Genomic DNA, 22,690 nt, shown 5'->3' on the forward strand with positions numbered 1-22,690 from the left:
CTTGCAATTCAGATATAAAGCCGTAGAATACGCATCCGTTGCACAGCAGGACCATAGCTCAGTTGGTTAGAGCGCCACGTTGACATCGTGGAGGTCGGCGGTTCAAATCCGCCTGGTCCTACCAACCATGTGCAGCCACGTTTCAGGACCATAGCTCAGTTGGTTAGAGCGCCACGTTGACATCGTGGAGGTCGGCGGTTCAAATCCGCCTGGTCCTACCAGATTCCCCAAAAAGCCCCGAGCACTGCTCGGGGCTTTTTGCGTTATGGGCGGGGCAGATCAGTGTGGAGGATGAAGGTATCGACCAGCGCCTCGATGCCGGCCTGGTCCTGGGCGCTGAAGCGGGCCAGCTGGGGGCTGTCGATATCCAGAACGCCCCATAGCCAGCCATCCTGAACGATGGGGACGACCAGTTCGGACTGGGAGGCCGCATCACAGGCAATATGGTCGGCTACGGCGTGTACGTCGTCGACCCGCTGGGTGATGCGGCTGCGCGCCGCTGCGCCGCATACTCCCTTGCTGAACGGAATCGGGTTGCAGGCGGGCTTGCCCTGGAAGGGGCCCAGGGTCAATATTTCCGGCTGGCGCTGCAGGTAAAAGCCTACCCAGTTGAGCTGTTCCAGCGATTGCTGGATGAACGCGCTGGTCTGGGCGCTGTTGGTCAGCCAGTCGCGTGTGTCCAGCAGGGCAGCGAGCTGTCGATTGAGCAGGTCATAATCGATGGGGGTCATGTTGTTTCCCGGTTCGGATCAATGTCTCGGATCAAAACGCATCAGGCCAGCCTCGCGGCTGGCCTGATGGCAAAGCGTGTGTGCTGCTCGGCGGATTAGTCTTCGATCCAGCCAGGTACGGCGGCACCTTTGAACAGCTCGGTGGCTTTCTCGATGACTTCGTCGCGCTGGTAGGCTTCGACCAGTTGGCGAATCTCTTCACGCTCTTCGTCACCGCCGCGTACGGCAATCAGGTTGACGTAGGGGGACTCGGGGCCTTCCTTGATCAGTGCGTCATCCAGGCTGAGGCCTGCTGGCTGAGCAAAGGTGTTGTTGATGAAGGCCATGTCAACGTCGGGCAGTACGCGAGGCAACTGCGCTGCTTCAATTTCACGGAAGCGGAAGCCGCGCGGGTTTTCAGCGATGTCGATGGGGGTGGCTTCCAGGAACGTCGGATCGTTCAGCGTGATCAGACCTTCGTTGTGCATCAGGATCAGAGCGCGACCTTCATTGGAAGGGTCGTTCGGCAGGGCGATCTGAGCGCCGTCCGGCAGCTCATCGATGCTGCTGTATTTTTCAGAGTAGGCGCCAATGGGGTACACGAAGGTGTAGCCGGCGATGGCAAAGTCGTAGCCACGGTCGTTGATCATGGCTTGCATGTAGGGCTCGTGCTGGTAAGCGTTGGCATCCAGGCTGCCATCGGCCAGTGCCGCGTTGGGCGTCACGTAATCGGTAAACTCGATGATTTCGACGTTCAGGTCGAACTCTTCCTTGGCAATGCGCGCCGCGACTTCCATGACTTCGGTTTCCGGGCCAGCGACCGTGCCCATCTTGATGGTGCGCGTGTCGGCGTTGGCGACGTTGATGGCCAGTGCCAGGGCGGTCAGGCTGCCAATAACGAGTTTTTGCATGGCGTTGCTCCAGTGTTGTGGTGAATCGTGTTGCAATGATGCGGTAATAAGAAACGCAAGTCTAATTCGTTTTCGCTATATGTGGCTATGCTGATCAAAGCTAAAAGCTATGTCATTTCGCTGAGCCGTCGGTGGCTTACTTGCGATCGCTTTTGCGTACCAGATAGTCTCCCAGGCTTTGGAAGCCTTGCACCATGACCACCAGAATCACCACGGTGATCAGCATGATGGTCGGGTTGAAGCGGTTGTAGCCATAGCGAATGCCCAAATCGCCAAGGCCGCCGCCGCCAACGGCGCCTGCCATGGCCGAGTAGCTCACCAGGGTCACCACGGTAATGGTGAGACCGGTGATGATGCCGCCGCGTGCTTCAGGGATCAGCACCTTGGTGATGATTTGCCAGGGCGTGGCGCCCATCGACTGGGCGGACTCGATCAGGCCGGGCGAAATTTCGTTGAGCGCGCCTTCGATCAAACGGGCGACGAAGGGAATGGCCGCGATGGTCAAAGGAACCGAGGCGGCATTGATGCCGATGGAGGTACCGACCAGCATTCGCGTGAAAGGAATGATGGCGACCATCAGAATGATGAACGGAATCGAACGGCCTACGTTGGTGATGATGCCCAGTGCCTGGTTGAGTACCGGCATGGCCAGAATCTGCCGAGGCCGCGTGACGTACAGCAGCACCCCCAGCGGCAGGCCCAGCAGTGTGGCGATGACGCCGGACACGGCCACCATGTAAAGGGTGTCCAGCGTCGCCTGTAACACGAGATCAAACATTGCGCTGGACATGACCCAGTACCTCCACCTGTAGTTGATGCGATTCCAGATAAGACATGGCTTGCTCGGTCTGTGCCGGAGTGCCCAGCAGCTCGGCGATCATCAAGCCCAGCGTGCGCTCCTGAATCGACTCGACCTTGGCCTGCAAAATGCTGACATCCACGCTGCATTCGCGCGCCAGGCGTGAAATCAGCGGCGTGGAGACCGCATCGCCCGAGAAGGTCAGCCGCACCACCGGGTGGGTCTGCTCGCCGGGCTGCGCTTGCAAGCGCTCCAGCAGCTCCTTGGGTGGGCTCAGTTGCAGGAAGTCGTTGAGGAACTCGCGACCTAGCTGGGTGGCTGGTGCGGTAAAGAAATCGCCGACTTCGGCGTCTTCTACCAGTCGCCCGCCGGAAATCAGACTGACGCGATGGCAGATCGATTTGACCACTTCCATCTCATGAGTGATCAGCAGGATGGTAATGCCCAGCTGCTGATTGATGTCGCGCAGCAGTTCCAGAATGGAGCTGGTGGTTTGCGGGTCCAGGGCCGACGTGGCCTCGTCGCAGAGCAGTACGTTGGGCTTGCTGGCCAGCGCCCGGGCAATGGCCACGCGCTGTTTCTGACCACCTGAGAGTTGCGCGGGGTACTGCTTGGCCTTGTCGGCCAGGCCGACCATGTCGAGCAGTGGCAATACGCGGTTCTTGATGGCGCTGCGCTTCTCACCCATCAGCTCCAGCGGCAGCGCCACGTTATCGAAGACGGTGCGCGTGGTGAGCAGGTTGAAGTGCTGAAAGATCATGCCGATACGATGGCGTGCCTGATTCAGGTCGCGGCGGCTCAACTGAGTCATTTCCTGGCCGTCGACCTGTACCTTGCCACTGGTGGGGCGCTCCAGCAGGTTGACGCAGCGGATCAGGGTCGATTTACCTGCGCCGGATAAGCCGATGACGCCGTGAATGCTGCCCTTGGGGATCGTTAAATTGACATCCTGAAGGGCGTGAACGGCGCTGGGGCCGCTGCCGTAGGTTTTGCTTACATTGCTAAGTTCAATCATAGCGTCTGCCTTAATGTTAGGCCGAAGACGGAGTGCGGAAGAGGCGAGCGTAGGGAGGGTAACAAAAAAAAGGCCACCCTTGCGGGTGGCCATCAACGCTGGACACACCCTTTTAGCTGCACTTCACATGGTTACAGGAACCGCGTGGACGCCCGCAATCTGGGTACAAATCGGCGTCATTACATTTGCGGCGAAAGTCTAAAGAGAGGTAGGAGAATTGTCAATTAAATACGGTCTATTTCATGTTTAAGCGTGCTTATACAGATTTTTCCGCTTTTTTTAGGCTTGTTTTTAGTTTTTGATTCTGAATTAGGCCTTTTCAGGCCGCATTGGACAGCAAAAAACACGCTGTTCAAGCACTTGCCGGGCCTGCACTGCACAAGGTTGGGGCATAGGGTGTAAGCTTGCGGAAATTTTTACAGCTTGAGCCAGTTCGCTGGCGAATCAACAGAGGGAAAGTCCATGTTCACCGGTATTGTGCAAGGTATCGCCGAAGTCGTCGAAGTGCTGGAGCTGGAGGCGTTTCGTACCCACGTGGTGGCGCTGCCCGAAGAGCTGCGTGAGGGGCTGGAAATTGGTGCGTCGGTAGCACATAACGGGGTCTGTTTGACCGTCACGCGCATCGAAGGTGAGAAGGTCAGCTTTGATTTGATGCGTGAAACGCTGCGATTGACTAATCTTGGTGCAATCGAGGTGGGGCAATGCGTCAATATAGAGCGTGCAGCCCGTTTTGGTGATGAAATTGGCGGGCACTCCATGTCCGGGCACGTCATCTGTATGGCCAAGGTCGTGACCATCGAGGAAGCCTCCAACAATCGTCGGCTGTGGTTCTTGCTGCCCCCCTCGATGGCCAGGTTCGTGTTCGAGAAAGGCTACATTGGCGTGGATGGTATCAGCTTGACCGTGGGGGACGTACGACCGGCTGGCGCTGGGGAAGGGGTGGAGTTCAGCGTCAACCTGATTCCCGAAACGCTGTCGCGCACCATGCTCAAGGAGCGACTGGTCGGGGACTGGGTCAATATCGAGATCGACCCGCAAACCCAGGTCATCGTGGAGACCGTGGAGCGGGTGCTGGCGAGTCGACTGTAGAAAATTATCGGCCAGTGTTGACCAATCGGTTAGCTTATGGCCTGAAGTTTGCTAATCATAAGATAGGGGCGCCATCGCCCTTTCATTCGCTGCACACGGGGTACTCGCATCGCGCAGTGCCTTTCGGTAGTATGTGCGGCTTTTCTCGCACCAAGGGACGCATCCAGCGTAAGCGCGAAGGATAAAAACGACATGAAATTTCTGGACAACTACTTCAAGCTCGCCGAGCAGAAGACCAACGTAAAAACCGAGGTGATTGCAGGGGTCACCACGTTCCTTACGATGGCCTATATCATCTTCGTCAACCCGAGCATTCTTTCCGAAGCCGGCATGGATTACGGTGCCGTGTTCGTGGCGACGTGTCTGGCGGCGGCCATTGGCTGTTTCGTGATGGGGCTATGGGCCAACTACCCCATTGCCCAGGCGCCGGGGATGGGTTTGAACGCCTTCTTTACCTATGGTGTCGTGCTGGGAATGGGCTACACCTGGGAGGCCGCGCTGGGGGCGGTATTCTTCTCGGGCCTGACCTTCTTCCTGTTGAGTATCTTCAAAATTCGTGAGTGGATCATCAACTCGATTCCGCTGTCGCTGCGATTGGGCATTGCGGCGGGTATCGGCCTGTTCCTGGCGATGATCGCCCTGAAGAATGCGGGCATTGTGGTGTCCAATCCGGCGACCTACGTGGCGCTGGGCGACCTGTCCCAGCCGTCGGCCATTTACGCCTTGTTGGGCTTTTTCGTGATTACCGCGCTGGCCTACCTGCGCGTGACCGGTGCGGTGATGATCGGTATTCTGGGTGTGACCGTCATGGCCATGGTGCTGGGCCACAACCAGTATGGCGGGATCATGTCCATGCCGCCTTCCATCGCGCCGACGTTCATGGCCATGGATCTGATGGGTGCGCTGGACGTGGCCATGCTGAGCGTGATTTTTGCGTTCCTGTTCGTGGACCTGTTCGATACCTCGGGTACGCTGGTGGGCGTGGCGCACCGTGGCAAGCTGCTGGACAAGGACGGCAAGCTGCCGCGCATTGGTCGTGCCATGATGGCCGATAGCACGGCGTCCATGGCCGGTGCTGCGCTGGGTACTTCCACCACGACCAGTTACATCGAGTCGACAGCGGGCATTGCCTCGGGCGGCCGTACCGGTCTGACGGCGGTGGTCGTTGGCGTACTGTTTTTGATCAGCCTGTTCTTTGCGCCGCTGGCGGGTTCCATTCCGGCCTATGCCACGGCGGGCGCTCTGCTGTACGTGGCGGTGCTGATGGCGGGTAGCCTGGCGCATGCCAACTGGGAAGACCCCACAGACGCCGCGCCGGTGCTGATCGCTGCGCTGGCCATGCCGCTGACCTTCTCAATTGCCGAGGGTATTGCCCTGGGCTTCATCAGCTACGTTGCCATCAAGACCCTGTCAGGTCGATTCAGCGACCTGAATCCGGCAGTGGTCGTGCTGGCGCTGCTGTTTGCAGCAAAATTCCTGTTCCTGGGCTAACTGCCCGCATTTTGACTAATCAATGAGAGACGCGATGAGCATCTACGGCGATTACATTAAGTCCGTTATTCGCACGGTTCCTGACTGGCCAGAGCAAGGAGTGAACTTCCGTGACATCACTCCGCTGCTGCAAAACAGCGCTGCCTTTCGCAAGCTGATCGATAGCTTCGTGCACCGCTACCAGGAGATGAACCTGGATGCCATCGCGGCGATTGACGCTCGTGGCTTCATTATTGGCGCCCCGTTGGCCTATGAGCTGGGCTGCAGCTTCGTGCCGGTGCGCAAGAAGGGCAAGCTGCCGTTCAAGACGATCAGCGAGACCTATACGCTGGAATATGGTCATTCGGAAGTCGAGCTGCACGCCGACGCTTTTCAGCAGAATGACCGTATTTTGTTGATGGATGATCTGATTGCCACCGGCGGTACCATGCTGGCAGCGGCCAACCTCATTCAGCGCTGCGGCGGCCAGGTCGTCGAGACGGCAACGATCATCGACCTGCCTGAACTGGGTGGCTCTACCAAAATTCGCGATGCGGGCTATAGCGTATTCGCGGTCTGTTCCTTTAATGAAGACGAGTAACGCCCCATGAGCAGCGAACGCTACCACCAACACTTCACCGTCTCCTGGGATCAGATTCATCGTGACGTTCGTCAGCTGTGCCATTTGCTGATCGAGCGTGACTTCAAGGGGATCGTGGCGATTACCCGAGGCGGATTGATTCCTGCGGCGCTGATTGCCCGTGAACTCAACATCCGCCTGATCGACACGATCTGCATCAAGAGCTACGACCACATGAGCCAGGGTGGTCTGGACATCATGAAAGGCGTCGACCACGACGGCGAAGGCTGGCTGCTGGTGGATGATCTGGTCGACACCGGCAAGACGGCGCGTGCGGTGCGTGAAATGCTGCCCAAGGCGCATTTCGTGACCATCTACGCCAAGCCCGAAGGTCGGCCGCTGGTGGATCAGTACCTGACCGAAGTGGCACAGCAGTGCTGGATTCAGTTTCCCTGGGACATGGGCATTGCCTATGTCGAGCCTCTCGCCGACCAGATGAAGAAGTAACATGTCGACTCCGCTACCCAATGACTGGCAACAGTGGCTGGGGCAAGAGTTCAAGGCCGACTACATGTCGGCCTTGAAAGCCTTTCTGGCTCAGGAAAAAGCGGCCAAGAAGGTCATTTATCCTCATTCGTCCCTCTGGTTTCGTGCGTTTGAGCTGACCCCGCTGGCCTCGGTCAAGGTGGTCATTCTCGGTCAGGACCCCTACCACGGCCCCAACCAGGCACATGGCCTGTGTTTTTCGGTACAGCCAGGGGTGCCGGTGCCGCCGTCGCTGGTCAACATCTATAAAGAGTTGGCGGCGGACGTAGGTTTTACACCGGTGCGCCATGGCTTCCTGGAACCCTGGGCCAAGCAGGGCGTGTTGTTGCTGAACACTGCGCTGACCGTGGAGCAGGGCAATGCAGCGTCGCATCGCGGCAAGGGCTGGGAGTCGTTCACCGACCGGGCCATCGAAACCGTCAGCCAGCACGGCGAGCCCTGTGTGTTTCTGCTCTGGGGCAGCCATGCCCGCCAGAAGAAAGCGCTGATCGATACCCAGCGCCATTTGGTACTGGAGTCGCCCCATCCTTCGCCACTGTCGGCACACCGTGGCTTCTTCGGTAATCACCATTTTTCCAAGGCAAATCAGTTCCTCCAGCAGCAGGGCCGTACGCCTATTACGTGGCAATTGCCGGAAAAGCCTTAACCTGATGGTCAGTTGCGGGTAGAATGGCGCGCAATTTTGATCGCGTGTCGATACGATCCTGATTGCCACCCCGAATCCCCTGTAGTGAGGAAGTCCCATGAGTGTGTACGCCATTAACCATCCGCTTGTTCAGCATAAACTGGGACTCATGCGTGAAGCTGACCTGAGCACGAAAAGCTTTCGTGAATTGGCGGGTGAAGTGGCCAAGCTGCTGACCTACGAAGCGACCAAGGGTCTGGAGCTTGAAAATCACGAGATTCAGGGATGGAACGGTGAGCCTATCGCGACACAGCGCCTCAAGGGCAAAAAGGTGACCATCGTGCCTATCCTGCGCGCAGGCCTGGGGATGCTGGAAGGCGTGACCGACCTCATCCCCAGTGCGCGGGTTAGCGTGGTGGGCCTTTATCGTGATGAGGAAACGCTGCAGCCGGTGCCATACTTCGCCAAGTTTGCCAACGATATCGAAGAGCGCATGGCCATCGTCATCGACCCCATGCTGGCGACCGGTGGTTCCATGGTGGCGACACTGGACATGCTGCGTGAGCGCGGTTGTGAACACATGAAAGTGATCGTGCTGGTGGCTGCCCCTGAAGGGATCAAACGGGTGCAAGATGCTTATCCTGATGTAGAAATCTACACCGCGTCGGTAGATGACCGACTCGATGAGAATGGCTACATCGTCCCCGGCTTGGGAGATGCCGGCGACAAGATTTTCGGGACGCGTTAAGCGCTCCGTAACATACAGCCCCTTACGCACCGCGTTGGGGGCATTTTTTTGCCTCCGTTATCTACGATAGACCTTCCTGGAGTGGTGCAATGACAACGAATAGTGCACAAGAGTCGTGGCCTAAACTACTGCTGACCGGCGGACAAATGCTGTTCGTCGCATTTGGTGCCTTGGTGCTGGTACCGCTGCTGACGGGCTTGGACCCCAGCGTGGCCTTGTTTACCGCTGGGGTGGGCACGCTCGTTTTCCACGGCATTACGCGCCAGACGGTGCCGGTCTTTTTGGCTTCTTCCTTTGCTTTCATTGCCCCCATTCAGGGGTCGATTGCGAGCTTTGGAGTCTCTGCCACCATGGGTGGGCTGATGGCCGCCGGGTTGGTATACGTGGCCATTTCACAGGCCGTTCGACTGAAAGGCACGGCCTGGTTGCACCGCTTGTTGCCACCGGTGGTGGTGGGGCCGGTCATCATGGTCATTGGCCTTGCTCTGGCGCCAGTGGCGGTCAGCATGGCCACCGGTGAAACCAGTGACAACATTGGCTACGGTGCGGCGATCTTTCTCTCCATGGCCAGCCTGTTGGTGACGCTGGTGCTGGCTGTGTTCGGGCGTGGTTTGCTGCGTCTGGTGCCCATCATGGGCGGTATTGCGGTGGGCTACGTACTGGCCCTGCTGATGGGGGTGGTCGATTTTGCCCCGATCAGGGAAGCGGCCTGGCTGTCGGTACCCAATTTCACTGCCCCCAGTTTTCACTGGGCCGCAATTCTGTTCATGATTCCGGTGGCGATCGCACCCACTGTGGAGCATATCGGCGACATGGTGGCGATTGGTTCGGTGACTCGCAAGAACTACCTGGAAAAACCCGGCCTGCATCGCACGCTGCTGGGTGACGGCCTGGCCACGACCACGGCGGCGCTGTTCGGTGGTCCGCCCAATACCACTTATTCCGAAGTGACCGGCGCGGTGACGCTGACCAAGGCGTTCAACCCGAAATACATGGTGATTGCCGCCGTGCTGGCCATCGTGCTGGCATTCGTCGGCAAGCTGGGTGCCTTGCTGCAAACCATTCCCGGTCCGGTGATGGGCGGCATCATGACTCTGCTGTTTGGCTCGATTGCCGTGGTGGGCATGAATACCCTGGTGCGCGCAGGGCAGTCGCTGACGGCGGCGCGTAATCTGGTGGTGGTGTCGCTGATTCTGGTCTTCGGCATTGGCGGCATGCAGTTCGGGGGTGGTCAATTCACCTTGCAGGGCGTAAGTTTGGCAGCCTTGGTGGGCATTGCGTTAAACTGGCTGTTGCCTGCAGAGAAAGAAGGCGAATAGTCGCTCAGTTGACGAGGTATGCCATGAAAGAGTCACCAAACTGTGCGTTTCCGGTGCTGGGTGTCGCCGCGTGGAGCGGGACGGGAAAGACCACGCTGCTCGAACAGCTGCTGCCTCGGCTGCGAGCACTTGGGCTGTCGGTGGCGGTGATCAAGCATGCCCATCACCAGTTCGAGGTGGATCAGCCTGGCAAGGATAGTTACCAGTTGCGCAAGGCCGGAGCGGCCCCGATGCTGGTGGCATCGAGTCGCCGTCTGGCACTGATGATGGATATGCCGACAGAGGAAGAGCCGGATCTGGCGTATCTGCTTTCGCTTATGGCACCGCATGCACCTGACCTGGTCATCGTCGAAGGTTTCAAAGCCTGGCCCATCGCCAAGCTGGTGCTCTACCGAGAGGGCATTGGTGATGCGCACATCCTCGATGACCCGCATGGGGTGGCCGTTGCGCTGAGTGGCGCGGTGCCTGTGCCTCTGCGTGAGGATGTGATGCGGCTGAACCTCGACGACATTGATGGTATTGCCCGCTGGGTGTTCGACTGGGCTGCCGAGCAGCGCCACTCTCTGATTGCTAGCAAAAGGTGACACGATGCAGTTAACCCACCTCAATGCCCAAGGCGAAGCCAACATGGTCGATGTTGGCGACAAGGCTGAGACACGCCGAGAGGCCGTTGCCTCTGGACGAATCGTGATGAGCGCTCAGACGCTTCAGCTGCTGACGGACGGTGCCTTGCCCAAGGGTGATGTGCTGGCCACGGCGCGCATCGCCGGTATTCAAGCGGCCAAGCGCACCCACGAGCTGATACCGCTGTGCCACGCCTTGGCGCTTTCCAAGGTGTCGGTGGACTTCGAGATCGACCACGACAACGGTTGGGTCAACGTTACGGCGCTGTGTCGCCTGAATGGCCGGACGGGGGTAGAGATGGAGGCCCTGACGGCCGTGTCCGTGGCCTGCCTGACGCTGTATGACATGTGCAAGGCCGTCGATAAAGAGATGCGCATCGAAGCCGTGCAGTTGGAGAGCAAGCAGGGAGGCAGCCGGGGAGACTACCAGCGCCTGATGCCCGCGCCCATCGTGACCGGCGAAGGGGCATCCGGGGAAGTAAGCCTTGGGGAGCGTTGCTCATCTCCCTGCGTGCGGGTCAAGTTTCTGGCCGAGCTGCGCGAGCGGGTCGGGGAAAGCGATGTGTCGGTGGATCTGGACCGCTTGCCGAGCCGCAACGTCGCGGGCCTGAAGGCGGCGCTCAGCGCCCGGGATGCGCGCTATGCGCTACTGTCCGATCAGCGTACGTTATGTGCCATCAACCAGGTCATGGCCAGCGATAGTTCGCGGATTACCGACGATGACGAAGTGGCGTTCTTCCCACCGGTCACGGGAGGCTGAGCCATGGCGCTGCTTGAACATCCGCATAAAGCGCTCGTGGTCGAGGTCACCGAGGACAGCTTCTCCATGGCTCATGGCTACGAGCAGGCGCTGCAGGGTCGCACGGATATCGGTGCGGTGGTCAGCTTTACCGGGCTGGTGCGCGACTTCAACGAGTCGCCCGATGTACTGGGCTTGACGCTGGAGCATTACCCGGGAATGACCGAGCGCAGCCTGATGGAGATCGCCGAGCAGGCCTGGCAGCGCTGGTCGCTCCAGGCGGTGCGCATCATTCATCGGGTGGGAGATTTGGCGCCAGGTGACCCTATCGTTCGCGTGCTGGTCGCCAGTGCCCATCGCCGGGATGCCTTCCTGGCCTGCGACTTCGTCATGGACTATCTCAAGACCCAGGCGCCGTTCTGGAAAAAGGAGCGCACACGCCAGGGGACGTATTGGGTCAAGGAGCGCAAAACCGATCAGCAGGATGCCGAGCGCTGGTCATGACCCGCGCTTGGGCCTGCTGAATTCGGCATGAACTTTGGCAAGAATTTTTGCCTGAATTTTTGCATGAACTACCGCATGAACTACCGCATGAACTACTGCCGATCGAGTTCTTCCTCGGTCGGCATATCGGCGGCCATGATCTGCAGGTGCACCTCAGGCATGTGCTGAAGGTGGTTGGCCAGCCAGTGCATCAGGCGCGGTTGCAGCGCCTGGCGCAAGTCTGCCAGGGTCTCGGCCTCGATCTCTTCCAACTGATCGTCCAGCCAATCGCTGAAACTCTCCTCATCCAGCGGGCAGGCTCCCGTGGTATCCAGCATCATCCGTCCAATGCGCCACCAGCCGGTCTCGGTGGCGGTCACCGGTAGTGCCAGAAACAGGCTGCCGCGCCGTGCGCCGGGAGTCTGGTGCTCGAGCCCGGGGTGGGGCCTCACGCTGTTTTGATCGACGATGCAAGGTGGCTGGGGGTGGCGTTTTTCCAGGCGCAGGCCCTGGTTGTCCAGCGCGATCATGTCGCCATTGACCGGCGCAAGGGGCGCGCTGATGCCCAGCTGTTCGGCCAGTGCCTGGTGGGCCTGCTGATGTCGAGCTTCACCGTGCACGGGTAGCAGGGCTTTTGGGCGTACCCATTGGTAAAGCTTCTTGAGCTCTTCTTGGGCTGGATGCCCTGTGGCATGCAGCTCGGGATGATTGTTTTCATCGAAGAGATCGACCCCCAGCTGTAACAAACGTTTTTTAAGCTGTTCGATGGGGCGCTCATTGCCCGGGATGGCCTTGGCAGAAAAAATGACGCTGTCACCGGGCTCCAGGTCGACGAAGGGATGACGGCGTTGCGCCAGTCGTTGAAGCGCGGCGCGTGGCTCACCCTGACTGCCCGTGGCAATGATCACGACTTCTTCGGGGGGCAAATAGCCAAGATCGTGGGGCGGTACCAGTGCCGGAAAATCGTCCAGGTAGCCCAACCCTCTGGCCACGCTCACCATGCGCTCCATGGATCGGCCCATCAAGCTGACGCGGCGTCCGCAGGCTTGTGCGGCACGCCCGATGGCCAGAACCCTCGCCAGATTGCTGGCGAAACACGACACCACGACGCGCCCCTTGCACTTCGCAAGGGTGCTGGCCAGTGCCTTGGCGACGTCGCCTTCGCTGGCCGACTGCCCTGGCATGGGGGCGTTGGTGGAGTCACCCACCACCAGGTCCAGAGGGGCCAGCGCGCGGAAATGGGCGGCATTCACCGGCGCACCGATGAGCGGCTCCGGGTCCAGTTTCCAGTCACCCGTGTGCAGAACCCGATAGTCGCCTGCCTGCATCATGATGGCGCAGCTTTCAGGTATGGAGTGGGTGACACTCAAATAACGCAGGGTAAAGGGCCCGCGCTCAACCGCATCGCCGGGTTCGATGATTTCGATGGCAGCGCTGCTGAGCTGGTGTTCGGCAAACTTGTGGCGCAGCAGACCCGCCGCCAGTGGGGTGGCAAAAATAGGGCAGCCCCAGCGCGGCCATAGCCAGGCCACGGCGCCGATGTGGTCTTCATGACCATGGGTGATGAACAGTGCGGCAGGCGTAATACCGAGGGTCTGCAGGGTGTCGGTGTTGGGTACCTGCAGCGGCGAGTTGGGCAGATCTTGACGAATCATCATGCCGCAATCGACGGCGATCCACTGATCGTCGTATCCATACAGCGTAAGATTCATTCCAATTTCACCGCATCCACCTAGCGGAAGCAGGTGCAGGGGCGGGCGGCGACGGGGACGAAGTTGAACGCGTGGTGGATGCATCGGTCATGAAAAGCCTGGGAAGTAATCTCTTAACTATACGGGAAGGGAGGGGCCTGTAACAATCATCGCGGCACTGCACCACACAGTGCTTGGTTGCAGCGCTTGCGTTACACTAGTGCGCCTGGTGAGGCTTGCCTGTCGGCAGGTAAGTCCCTGGCGAACGTGCCGTTACATACGCAAGAGTGTTCATTGATGTCTCATTATTACCGTTTAGTTGTGTCGTGCCCGGATCAGGTGGGCATCGTGGCGCGTGTTTCCAGCTTCATTGCCCAGCAGGGCGGCTCGATTACCGAGGCCAGCCAGCACTCCGACCTGGAGACGGGTCGCTTTTTCATGCGTTACGAAATTCTCGCCGATTCATTGGGCATGTCGGCCGAGGCGCTGCGCACGGCGTTCGAACCCGTCGCCGCCGAATTCGATATGCAGTGGTCACTGGTGGACACCCAGAAGCGCCGCCGCGTGGTATTGATGGTTTCCCGGGAATCCCACTGCCTGGTGGATCTGCTGTATCGCTGGCAGGCAGGCGAGCTGGATTGCGATATCGTCAGCGTCATTTCCAATCATGACGACATGCGTTCGCTCACCGAGTGGTACGGCATTCCTTATCACCACGTGCCGGTGGACCCAGCCAACAAGCAGGCGGCTTTCGAGCAGGTACAAACCCAGATCGATGCGGCACGGGCCGACTGTGTCGTGTTGGCGCGGTACATGCAGATACTACCCCCCTCGCTGTGCGAGCGCTATGCCGGGCGCGTCATCAATATTCATCACAGCTTCTTGCCCTCCTTTGCCGGGGCAAAGCCTTACCACCAGGCTTACGAGCGTGGCGTCAAGCTGATCGGTGCCACCTGCCATTACGTAACCGAAGAGCTGGATGCGGGGCCCATCATCGAGCAGGATATCCATCGGGTAAGCCACTGCCATACGCCCACCGACCTGGTGCGCTTTGGCCGTGATGTGGAAAAAGCCGTGCTGGCCCGCGGCCTGCGCTGGCATCTGGAAGATCGCGTATTGATTCACGGTAACAAGACCGTCGTGTTCAGCTAACTCGCCCACCGGGGAGGGGCGCCATGTCCTTTGCACAAAGCGTGCTGGCCATCTGGGCACTGCTGGCTACCTGGCTGGTGTCGGCAGGTGCGCTGGGGTGGGTGCTTTGGCAGCGCCCCTGGCAGCCGCTGCTGGAAGATACCGGTTTGCAGCATCGCTGGATGGCCGCGACGCTTGCCGTGATGCTGATGTGGCAGCTGCGGGCCCAGGCGGTCGATTGGTTGACCCTGCATCTGGTGTTCACGGTGCTGATGACGTTGGTGTTCAAGGTGCCCCTGGCCTTGATCAGCAACCTGCTGCTCAACGTGGCGATGGTGGTGATCGGGCGCAATGCCTGGGAGCTGTTGGGGCCCAACGTGTTGGTGACGGGACTGGTGCCCGCCGTGATCACGGGGGTGGTATGGCGTATCGTGGATCGCCGCTTGCCGGACAACCTGATGGTGTTTCTGTTTGCCTGCGGTTTTTTCGGTGCTGCGCTGGCCACGCTAGGAGGCGGGCTGGCGGCCGTGGGGCTGATTCTGGTGGCGGGCACCGACCCTGAAGCGATCTATCTGGCTCAGGAGTATGCCCGCTTTTTACCCTTGCTGATGCCCTCGGAAGCCTTCATCACGGGCATGCTGCTGAGTATCTTGCTGGTCTACCACCCGCACTGGGTCGCCACGTTCAACGATCATCGTTACATCGATATGCAGTAGGCGGTGGCTTGGTCCAGTGTCCTAGCCCAGTATTTTAACCCAGTGCCTGGCCGTTGCCACCTCGGATGACGCCTACCCCGACGCCTTCGATATCCAGCTGTTGAGTTCTCAGGTCGATTTCGATGGGGGCGAAGTCTTCGTTCTCGGCGAGCAGCGTGACGTGATGCCCCTGGCGTTTAAAACGCTTGACCGTGACCTCGTCCTCCAGGCGCGCGACGACGATCTGACCGTCACGCACGCGGTCGGTACGATGCACCGCCAGCAGATCGCCTTCCAGAATACCCACATCCTTCATCGACAGGCCGCGAACTCGCAGCAGATAGTCGGCCTTGGGGGTGAAGTACTCTGCAGGGAGCGGGCAGTAACGGTCGATATGCTCCGCTGCCAGAATGGGACTGCCTGCCGCGACTTCGCCAATGACCGGCAGCCCGTTGGGCGTGGCATCGTTGGCGGCGCTGGTAGGCTCGGCTGCCGGGGGCGTGGCGTCGAGCGGTTCCTGGTTGGGCAGGCGAATGCCGCGTGACGTATTGCGAATGATGCGAATGGCACCTTTGCGCTCCAGTGCGCGCAGATGCTCTTCAGCAGCGTTGGGGGAACGAAAGCCCAGCGCCTTGGCGATTTCGGCGCGGGTAGGGGGGTAGCCAAGCTCGCCCATGGTCTTCACGATAAAATCATATACATGCTGCTGGCGTGCGGTGAGTGGGCGTGACATATCAGACTCCAAACAGTGAAAAGACAGTCGCTACATGTCCGTAAAATCAGTATGTGTTTAAGTATACAGTATGTTGCTCTGTCCAGTACATGATGAGTTGCAATCCGTACCGGGGCACGCGGCCTGAACCTCGAGCGGGATAATCGTTTGAGCCAGCAGGGGGAATGGCATACTATTCGCCAACGCGATCGCCATGTTTTAAACACCTGTTTTGGGAGGGCGCTATGGCCCAGTCGGATACGGTCACACGTATTTTGGATACGGCAGAGGTGCTCTTTGCAGAGCGGGGGTTTGCCGAAACATCACTGCGCAATATCACCAGTAAAGCGCGGGTCAACCTTGCTGCCGTCAATTATCACTTCGGGTCGAAGAAAGCGCTGATACAGGCGGTATTTGCCCGTTACCTGGACCCGTTCTCCGAACGCTTCCATACTGCGCTGGACGAGCTGGAAGCGCGCTACGAAGGCCAGGCCATTCCTCTGGAGGTGCTGCTGGAAACCATGGCCACCACCGTGCTGGCCGTGCCTGCCGAGCGCCATAGCCTGAAAGTGTTCATGCGGCTGCTGGGGCTGGCTTACAGCCAGGCGCAAGGACACCTGCGTCGCTATATTCAGCAGCAGTATGGTGATGTCTTCACGCGCTTCACGGAGTTGGTGCGCCGGGCAACGCCCGAGCTGCCAGATGCCGAGCGCTTCTGGCGGCTGCACTTCATGCTGGGCACGGTAATTTTCACTCTGTCTGGCCTGGATGCACTGCGCGATATCGCCGCCAAGGATTATCAGGAGCAGGTAACGGTACGCGACTTGATCCGACGCCTGCGCCCCGTCGTGGTGGCGGCCATGAGCGCGCCAATGCCGTTGCCTGCAGCAACCGTGGATGAGAAGCCTCATGCAAACGCCCAGGTTGGCTGATCTGCCGCCCGTTGAAGGTGGCTGGATGGAAATCGACACCCAGGCCCAACGCCTGCGCTGGTGGCAGGGGCGCGAGCTAAAGCACGAATGCGCTGTTTCCACGGGCAAAGCCGGTGTGGGGCAAGAGGAGGGCAGTGGCTGTACGCCACTGGGCTGGCACTATGTGCGGGCAGCCATTGGCGATGGGCTACCCGAGGATGCGGTCTTTCGGGGGCGTCGTTGGACCGGAGAGGTCTACTCTGCCGATTTGGCGGTCGAGTTCCCCGAGCGCGACTGGATCTTGACCCGCATACTGTGGCTATGTGGCCTGGAGCGCGGTATCAATCGCGGCGGCCGTGTCGATTCCCAGCGTCGCTACATCTACCTGCACGGTACTCCCCCTGACCAGCCCATGGGCCTTGCTGCTTCTCACGGCTGTGTGCGTCTACGTAATGCCGACCTGCTCTGGCTTTTCAAACGGGCTGTGCCGGGTACGCCAGTATGGCTGCATTGACGTTGTCCCCGCTGGCATACTCCACATTTTGAAAGATCACACGGGTGGTCTAGAATGACGCCCTTTTTCCTGGACCCAGTACGATGACTCAACCTCTAGGCCCGGTCATGCTCGACCTGGAAGGCCAGACCCTGACCAAGGAAGACCAGCGCCTGCTGAAGAATCCCGCGGTAGGTGGCGTGATTCTGTTTGCTCGTAACGTGGAAAGCGCCACCCAAGTGCGGGAGCTGTGTGACAGCATTCGTCGTGTGCGTGGCGACCTGCTATTGGCCGTCGACCAAGAGGGCGGCCGGGTTCAGCGTATCCGGCAAGGCGTGACGCGCCTGCCGCCCATGGCTCGGATTGGCGACGTGTTTGCCCATGATCAGTCGGTAGGGCTGGCGCTGGCCAAAGATACCGGCTGGCTGCTGGGCATGGAAATGGCCGCCTGTGGCCTGGACATCAGCTTTGCCCCCGTGCTGGACGTGGACAGCGGTATTTCCAGCGTGATCGGGGAGCGCAGCTTCAGCCGCGACCCTCAGCACGTCGCCTTGCTGGGGCAAGCCTTCGTGCACGGATTGCATGAGGCGGGAATGGCGGCTGTGGGCAAGCACTTTCCCGGCCACGGCGGCGTGGGGGCCGATTCGCACACCACTCTCCCTGTCGATGAGCGTCCGCTCTCGGCCATCAAGGAGCACGACCTGGTGCCCTTCCGCCAGCTTGCCACGCTGCTCAACGGCGTCATGCCCGCCCATGTCGTCTACTCTGCCTTCGATTCCCGCCCGGCTGGTTTTTCCCCCAGCTGGCTAGGCATGCTGCGTGAATCGCTGGGCTTCAAAGGGTGCATCTTCTCGGATGACCTGAGTATGGCCGGCGCCCATGAGGCGGGTGGCCCCGCCGAGCGCGCCAAGGCTGCCCTGGCAGCGGGCTGCGACATGCTGCTGATCTGCAACGATCGTGAGGCGGCGCTGGAAGTGGTGCAGGCCTGTCATGACGTATTCAACAAGCGACCCGCCAAGCTGCGTTATGGCCGGGCGCGGCCGCAGCTGGAAGCACTGGCCGCGTTGGGCCGTTGGCGCAAGACCCACGCCAGGCTGGAAGCGCTGGTGGCTGACGCCAGCTAATTGACCCGTAGACTGTTTTGGAGAGGCTCGATGTCCAAATTGGATAAAGAGGCGCTGGAGTCGCTGGACTCCATGCGCGAGTTGATGGACAACGCCGACTGTTTGATTTCACAGGAGCAGGTCGAGCGTGCGCTGGACCGTATGGCGGAAGAGATTACCCGTGACCTGGGCGATAAGCTGCCGGTTTTCTACTGCGTCATGAACGGGGGGTTGATCACCACCGGTCATTTGCTGACACGTCTGGGTTTCCCACTGGAAGTGGACTACCTGCACGCTACCCGCTACCGCAATGAACTGCGCGGCGGCGAGCTGTTCTGGCGGGTCTCTCCGGAAGTCCCCATGGCGGGTCGGCATGTGGTGATCGTCGACGATATTCTCGATGAAGGCGCCACCCTGGCGGCCATCCTGGCGTACTGCAAGGAAGCCCAGGCCGCCAGCGTGACCACCGCCGTACTGGTGGACAAGCAGCACGACCGCAAAGCGGTGCCTGGTCTGAAAGCCGATTACTGCAGTCTGGAAGTCGCCGACCGCTACGTCTTCGGTTTCGGCATGGACTACAAAGGCTACTGGCGAAATGCCCCGGGTATTTTTGCGCCCAAGGGCATGTAAAGCACTGGCCTAGCGGGGCGAGAAACGTCTTGCCAGGCCGGTTTCGGCAATCATGCGGGTGGAGATCTCCTCCACGGAGAAGCGTGTGGTGTCGATGAAAGGAATGCTCATGCTGCGGTAGAGCGATTCGGCCTGCTCGACTTCCTGCAGGCACTGATCCATGGAGCTGTAGCGGCTGTTGGGGCGACGCTCGTTGCGAATGGCCGCCAGTCGCCGGGCATCGATGGTCAAGCCGAACAGCTTGTGCCGGTGGGGTGCCAGCGCTTTCGGCAATTTCAAGTGGCCATCTTCATCCAGGTCGTCTTCTGTCAGCGGATAGTTGGCCGCGCGAATGCCGAATTGAAGCGCCAGGTACAAGGACGTTGGCGTTTTACCGCAGCGAGATACCCCTACCAGAATGATGTCTGCCTTGTCGTATTGATGGGTGCGGGCACCGTCATCGTTATCCAGTGCAAAATGCACCGAGTGGATACGGTCCATGTAGACATCGTCGCTGCCTATGGAGTGGGTGCGCCCCACGCTGTAGGAAGAGTGCGTTCCCAGCTCTTGCTCCAGCGGTTCCAGAAACGTCGAGAAGATATCGACCTTGAAGCCGGAGGCCTGGCGGATGACGTTGCGGATCTGCTGGTCGACGATGGTGTCGATGATGATGGGGCGAACACCGTCGCGCATCGCGGTGGACTCGATGATCTCGGCGACGGCCTGAGCCTTTTCCAACGTGTCGATGTAGGGTTTGGTGATCATGTTGATGTCCACGTCACTGAACTGCGCCAACAGGCTGCGCCCCAGGCTTTCTGCCGTGATCCCCGTGCCATCGGAAATAAAAAAGGCTGTTCGTTTCATAGTCTGTCCGCCATCCTCATCCAACTGATTTACGAGCGCTCATTGTGTGCCGTGTGCCATGGCAGCACAACGTTTTCGAGTGCAGGGTTTTCGAGTACAGGGTTTTCGTGAGCAGGGTTTGCGTGTGCAGGGTACTTGCGATTGGGCTCGCAATTGTGCTCGCGCAAACAGGTCTGCGTCCTGTCCTGACTACATAAACGCCGCGTTTCCGGCAGTTGTTGTAAAAATCCTCCACTCCCTGCGCTGTTAGACCAATGGCGAATAGGGGGCCGCGATGCTAGGGTGACAGCGTGAATGGGTGTCGTCCCAACGGTTGCATCAATGTCTGAGTGAGGGGGTTGCGTGGAAGAGTACATTCTGTGGTTCGATCAGCTGGGTATGGCGGACGTCGAACGCGTGGGTGGTAAGAACGCCTCGCTTGGCGAAATGATCTCCAATCTGGCCGGTGTGGGTGTCACGGTGCCCGGCGGTTTCGCCACTACGGCCCATGCATACCGCGAGTTTCTCTCCCACGAAGGCCTCAACGACCGTATCAACGACACCCTGGCACGGCTCGACGTCGACGACGTCAAGGCGCTGGCCGAAGCTGGAAAGCGTATTCGCCAGTGGATCATCGAGACGCCGTTGCCGCCCACCTTCGAAGCGGCACTGGAGCAGGCGTACCAGCAGTTGCAGGCAAAACACCCCGGCCTGAAGGTAGCGGTGCGCAGCTCGGCAACGGCGGAAGACCTGCCGGATGCATCGTTCGCCGGTCAGCAGGAAACCTTCCTCAATATCGAAGGCCTGGCCAACATCAAGCATGCGGTTCACGAAGTCTTTGCTTCGCTGTTCAATGATCGCGCAATTTCCTACCGCGTCCATCGGGGCTATGCCCACGAGAACGTTGCCCTGTCGGCCGGTGTGCAGAAAATGGTGCGCTCCGAAACCGGTGCGTCCGGTGTCATGTTTACCCTGGACACCGAGTCCGGCTACCGGGACGCGGTGTTCGTCACCGCCTCCTGGGGGCTGGGTGAGACCGTAGTGCAAGGGGCGGTCAACCCTGACGAGTTCTATGTGCACAAGCCCACGCTGGCCGCCGGGCGTCCGGCCGTGTTGCGTCGTACCCTGGGGTCGAAACTGATCAAGATGGTGTACGGCAAGGATGCCAGCGCAGGTCGTTCGGTGGAAACCGTTGACGTGCCTTACAAGGATCGCGGGCGTTTTTGTATCGACGACGAGCAGATCATGGACCTCGCCCGTCAGGCGGTCACCATCGAGCAGCATTACCAGCGGCCCATGGATATCGAGTGGGCGCTGGATGGCGATGACGGCAAGCTGTACATCGTGCAGGCACGTCCTGAAACCGTCGTTTCCCAGCAGGAGGGCGGCAAGCTGGAGCGCTTCCAGCTGCGCGAAAAGGGCCGCACGCTGATCACTGGCCGGGCCATCGGGCAACGCATTGGTCGTGGTGCGGTCAAGATCGTGCTCAGTCCTGACGAGATGGACAAGATTCAAGAGGGTGACATCCTGGTCACCGACATGACCGACCCCGACTGGGAGCCGATCATGAAGCGGGCATCGGCCATCGTCACCAACCGGGGCGGGCGTACCTGTCATGCGGCGATCATTGCCCGTGAGCTGGGCATTCCCGCGGTGGTGGGCTGTGGAGATGCCACCACGCAGCTACAGGAAGGCAGCGACGTGACGGTCTCCTGTGCCGAGGGCGATACCGGTCATGTGTATGAGGGCCTGCTGGCCTTCGATTGCAACGTCTCCAGCGTCGATGCCATGCCGGAGATTCCCTTCAAGATCATGATGAACGTGGGCAACCCGGACCGTGCCTTTGGCTTTGCCAGCCTTCCCCACGCGGGCGTGGGGCTGGCGCGCCTGGAGTTCATCATCAACCGCATGATTGGTGTACATCCCAAGGCGCTGCTGGATTATCAAACGCTGCCGGTTGACCTTCAGCAGGTGATCGACCTGCGTACGGCAGGGTACGCCGACCCGGTCAGTTTCTACGTCGACAAGCTGGTGGAGGGGATTTCCACCTTGGCGGCGGCGTTTCATCCGCAGCGGGTGATCGTCCGCCTCTCGGACTTCAAATCCAACGAATACGAGAACCTGATAGGCGGCAAGCTGTACGAGCCAGGTGAAGAGAACCCCATGCTGGGCTTCCGTGGCGCTTCTCGCTACATTTCCGATGCCTTCCGCCCCTGTTTCGAGCTGGAGTGTCGGGCGCTGAAGCGCGTGCGTGAAGAGATGGGCTTCACCAATGTCGAGATCATGGTGCCTTTCGTACGCACCACGGATGAAGCCCGTGAAGTGGTCGAGCTGCTGGCCGCCAACGGCCTGAAGCGCGGTGGCAGCAGCGACCCTGACGGCCTCAAGGTCATCATGATGTGCGAGCTGCCTGCCAATGCGCTGTTGGCCGACGAGTTCCTCGAATATTTCGACGGCTTCTCGATTGGCTCCAACGACCTGACACAGTTGACCCTCGGGCTGGATCGTGACTCGGGCATCGTGGCCCACCTGTTCGATGAACGTAATCCGGCGGTGAAAAAACTTTTGGCCATGGCCATTCAGGCGTGCAAGGCACGAGGCAAGTACGTGGGGATTTGTGGCCAGGGGCCTTCGGATCACCCGGACCTGGCCAAATGGCTGATGGAGCAAGGAATCGACTCGGTGTCGCTGAACCCGGACGCGGTCCTCGAGACCTGGTTCATGCTGGCCGGAGAAAGTATCGCCTGAGCGGCATGGCATTCGTGAGCCTGCTGTTTGATTTTGCGCCCGGCCATTGTGCCGGGCGCACGGGTTTTATAGGCTACGCTTTGTTCTGGGTAACGCC

The 22,690-nt window shown here is 59.7% G+C and carries 24 protein-coding genes and 2 tRNA genes; 19 read left to right on the forward strand and 7 right to left on the reverse strand.

What is annotated here, in order from left to right:
- Positions 1 to 47 precede the first annotated feature (47 nt).
- A tRNA-Val gene (locus tag RVM27_RS16885) sits at positions 48 to 124 on the forward strand.
- A 20-nt stretch (positions 125 to 144) separates the two neighbouring features.
- Positions 145 to 221: transfer RNA gene (locus RVM27_RS16890), tRNA-Val, on the forward strand.
- Positions 222 to 263: 42 nt separating this feature from the next.
- On the opposite strand, the gene RVM27_RS16895 is transcribed toward RVM27_RS16890, so the two are convergent.
- The 4 genes from RVM27_RS16895 to RVM27_RS16910 all read right to left on the reverse strand — a co-directional run bounded on the left by RVM27_RS16895 (position 264) and on the right by RVM27_RS16910 (position 3,435).
- The gene (locus RVM27_RS16895) at positions 264 to 731 is read right to left on the reverse strand and encodes a free L-methionine (R)-S-oxide reductase MsrC (protein ID WP_287805895.1); all 468 of its coding nucleotides are present in this window, start codon (positions 729 to 731) and stop codon (positions 264 to 266) included.
- Positions 732 to 826: 95 nt separating this feature from the next.
- The gene (locus RVM27_RS16900) at positions 827 to 1,621 is read right to left on the reverse strand and encodes a MetQ/NlpA family ABC transporter substrate-binding protein (RefSeq protein ID WP_096922882.1); all 795 of its coding nucleotides are present in this window, start codon (positions 1,619 to 1,621) and stop codon (positions 827 to 829) included.
- A gap of 136 nt (positions 1,622 to 1,757) precedes the next feature.
- Positions 1,758 to 2,411, reverse strand: coding sequence for a methionine ABC transporter permease (locus RVM27_RS16905; RefSeq protein ID WP_026001709.1), 654 nt, complete (start codon positions 2,409 to 2,411; stop codon positions 1,758 to 1,760).
- Positions 2,392 to 3,435: a methionine ABC transporter ATP-binding protein gene (locus RVM27_RS16910; RefSeq protein WP_096922883.1), complete on the reverse strand. Its 1,044-nt coding sequence runs from the start codon at positions 3,433 to 3,435 to the stop codon at positions 2,392 to 2,394. The genes RVM27_RS16905 and RVM27_RS16910 overlap by 20 nt, the downstream gene beginning before the upstream one ends.
- Before the next feature lie 462 nt (positions 3,436 to 3,897).
- Between RVM27_RS16910 and RVM27_RS16915 the strand changes: the two genes are divergently transcribed.
- From RVM27_RS16915 to moaE, 10 genes are all read left to right on the forward strand, one after another.
- Entirely contained in the window at positions 3,898 to 4,524 is a 627-nt protein-coding gene (locus RVM27_RS16915; RefSeq protein ID WP_287805903.1) for a riboflavin synthase subunit alpha, read from the forward strand.
- 192 nt (positions 4,525 to 4,716) lie between these two features.
- A complete protein-coding gene (locus tag RVM27_RS16920) occupies positions 4,717 to 6,015 on the forward strand; it encodes an NCS2 family permease (protein ID WP_287805905.1) in 1,299 nt (432 codons plus the stop codon).
- 34 nt (positions 6,016 to 6,049) lie between these two features.
- Complete coding sequence (locus RVM27_RS16925) at positions 6,050 to 6,595, forward strand: adenine phosphoribosyltransferase (RefSeq protein WP_039182221.1); 546 nt, start codon at positions 6,050 to 6,052, stop codon at positions 6,593 to 6,595.
- Positions 6,596 to 6,601: 6 nt separating this feature from the next.
- Positions 6,602 to 7,081 (forward strand): xanthine phosphoribosyltransferase, encoded by a 480-nt coding sequence (gpt, locus tag RVM27_RS16930; RefSeq protein ID WP_100731227.1) that lies wholly within the window; start codon positions 6,602 to 6,604, stop codon positions 7,079 to 7,081.
- Between the two features lies 1 nt (position 7,082).
- Positions 7,083 to 7,766 (forward strand): uracil-DNA glycosylase, encoded by a 684-nt coding sequence (gene ung / locus RVM27_RS16935; protein ID WP_287805909.1) that lies wholly within the window; start codon positions 7,083 to 7,085, stop codon positions 7,764 to 7,766.
- A gap of 97 nt (positions 7,767 to 7,863) precedes the next feature.
- Positions 7,864 to 8,493, forward strand: coding sequence for a uracil phosphoribosyltransferase (gene upp, locus RVM27_RS16940; RefSeq protein ID WP_039182214.1), 630 nt, complete (start codon positions 7,864 to 7,866; stop codon positions 8,491 to 8,493).
- A gap of 89 nt (positions 8,494 to 8,582) precedes the next feature.
- Positions 8,583 to 9,812 (forward strand): uracil-xanthine permease family protein, encoded by a 1,230-nt coding sequence (locus tag RVM27_RS16945; RefSeq protein ID WP_498957059.1) that lies wholly within the window; start codon positions 8,583 to 8,585, stop codon positions 9,810 to 9,812.
- A gap of 23 nt (positions 9,813 to 9,835) precedes the next feature.
- Complete coding sequence (mobB, locus tag RVM27_RS16950) at positions 9,836 to 10,396, forward strand: molybdopterin-guanine dinucleotide biosynthesis protein B (RefSeq protein ID WP_498957060.1); 561 nt, start codon at positions 9,836 to 9,838, stop codon at positions 10,394 to 10,396.
- 4 nt (positions 10,397 to 10,400) lie between these two features.
- Positions 10,401 to 11,195 (forward strand): cyclic pyranopterin monophosphate synthase MoaC, encoded by a 795-nt coding sequence (gene moaC, locus RVM27_RS16955; RefSeq protein WP_498957061.1) that lies wholly within the window; start codon positions 10,401 to 10,403, stop codon positions 11,193 to 11,195.
- 3 nt (positions 11,196 to 11,198) lie between these two features.
- On the forward strand, positions 11,199 to 11,678 hold the full coding sequence (gene moaE, locus RVM27_RS16960; RefSeq protein WP_498957062.1) for a molybdenum cofactor biosynthesis protein MoaE: 480 nt from the start codon (positions 11,199 to 11,201) through the stop codon (positions 11,676 to 11,678).
- A gap of 92 nt (positions 11,679 to 11,770) precedes the next feature.
- Here the strand turns inward: moaE and RVM27_RS16965 are convergent, their stop codons facing one another.
- A complete protein-coding gene (locus RVM27_RS16965) occupies positions 11,771 to 13,369 on the reverse strand; it encodes a ribonuclease J (protein ID WP_498957063.1) in 1,599 nt (532 codons plus the stop codon).
- 276 nt (positions 13,370 to 13,645) lie between these two features.
- On the opposite strand from RVM27_RS16965, the gene purU reads away from it, so the two are divergent.
- Together purU and RVM27_RS16975 are read left to right on the forward strand one after the other, a co-directional pair.
- Positions 13,646 to 14,500, forward strand: coding sequence for a formyltetrahydrofolate deformylase (purU, locus tag RVM27_RS16970; RefSeq protein ID WP_189464045.1), 855 nt, complete (start codon positions 13,646 to 13,648; stop codon positions 14,498 to 14,500).
- A gap of 23 nt (positions 14,501 to 14,523) precedes the next feature.
- A complete protein-coding gene (locus tag RVM27_RS16975) occupies positions 14,524 to 15,195 on the forward strand; it encodes an energy-coupling factor ABC transporter permease (RefSeq protein WP_498957064.1) in 672 nt (223 codons plus the stop codon).
- A gap of 34 nt (positions 15,196 to 15,229) precedes the next feature.
- On the opposite strand, the gene lexA is transcribed toward RVM27_RS16975, so the two are convergent.
- A complete protein-coding gene (lexA, locus tag RVM27_RS16980) occupies positions 15,230 to 15,907 on the reverse strand; it encodes a transcriptional repressor LexA (RefSeq protein ID WP_287805922.1) in 678 nt (225 codons plus the stop codon).
- A 224-nt stretch (positions 15,908 to 16,131) separates the two neighbouring features.
- On the opposite strand from lexA, the gene RVM27_RS16985 reads away from it, so the two are divergent.
- From RVM27_RS16985 to RVM27_RS17000, 4 genes are all read left to right on the forward strand, one after another.
- Entirely contained in the window at positions 16,132 to 16,818 is a 687-nt protein-coding gene (locus RVM27_RS16985; protein ID WP_287805925.1) for a TetR/AcrR family transcriptional regulator, read from the forward strand.
- Positions 16,796 to 17,311: a L,D-transpeptidase family protein gene (locus tag RVM27_RS16990; RefSeq protein ID WP_498274948.1), complete on the forward strand. Its 516-nt coding sequence runs from the start codon at positions 16,796 to 16,798 to the stop codon at positions 17,309 to 17,311. The genes RVM27_RS16985 and RVM27_RS16990 overlap by 23 nt, the downstream gene beginning before the upstream one ends.
- Before the next feature lie 83 nt (positions 17,312 to 17,394).
- Positions 17,395 to 18,414: a beta-hexosaminidase gene (gene nagZ, locus RVM27_RS16995; protein WP_498957065.1), complete on the forward strand. Its 1,020-nt coding sequence runs from the start codon at positions 17,395 to 17,397 to the stop codon at positions 18,412 to 18,414.
- A 30-nt stretch (positions 18,415 to 18,444) separates the two neighbouring features.
- The gene (locus tag RVM27_RS17000; protein WP_096922894.1) at positions 18,445 to 19,023 is read left to right on the forward strand and encodes a hypoxanthine-guanine phosphoribosyltransferase; all 579 of its coding nucleotides are present in this window, start codon (positions 18,445 to 18,447) and stop codon (positions 19,021 to 19,023) included.
- Between the two features lie 9 nt (positions 19,024 to 19,032).
- Here RVM27_RS17000 and ppsR read toward each other — a convergent pair whose 3' ends face one another.
- Complete coding sequence (gene ppsR / locus RVM27_RS17005; RefSeq protein WP_498957066.1) at positions 19,033 to 19,866, reverse strand: pyruvate, water dikinase regulatory protein; 834 nt, start codon at positions 19,864 to 19,866, stop codon at positions 19,033 to 19,035.
- A gap of 342 nt (positions 19,867 to 20,208) precedes the next feature.
- Between ppsR and ppsA the strand changes: the two genes are divergently transcribed.
- Positions 20,209 to 22,593, forward strand: coding sequence for a phosphoenolpyruvate synthase (gene ppsA, locus RVM27_RS17010; RefSeq protein WP_039182175.1), 2,385 nt, complete (start codon positions 20,209 to 20,211; stop codon positions 22,591 to 22,593).
- The last annotated feature ends 97 nt before the right edge of the window (positions 22,594 to 22,690 follow it).

It is taken from the genome of Halomonas sp. KM007 (genome assembly GCF_050709225.1).
GTDB lineage: Bacteria > Pseudomonadota > Gammaproteobacteria > Pseudomonadales > Halomonadaceae > Vreelandella > Vreelandella hamiltonii.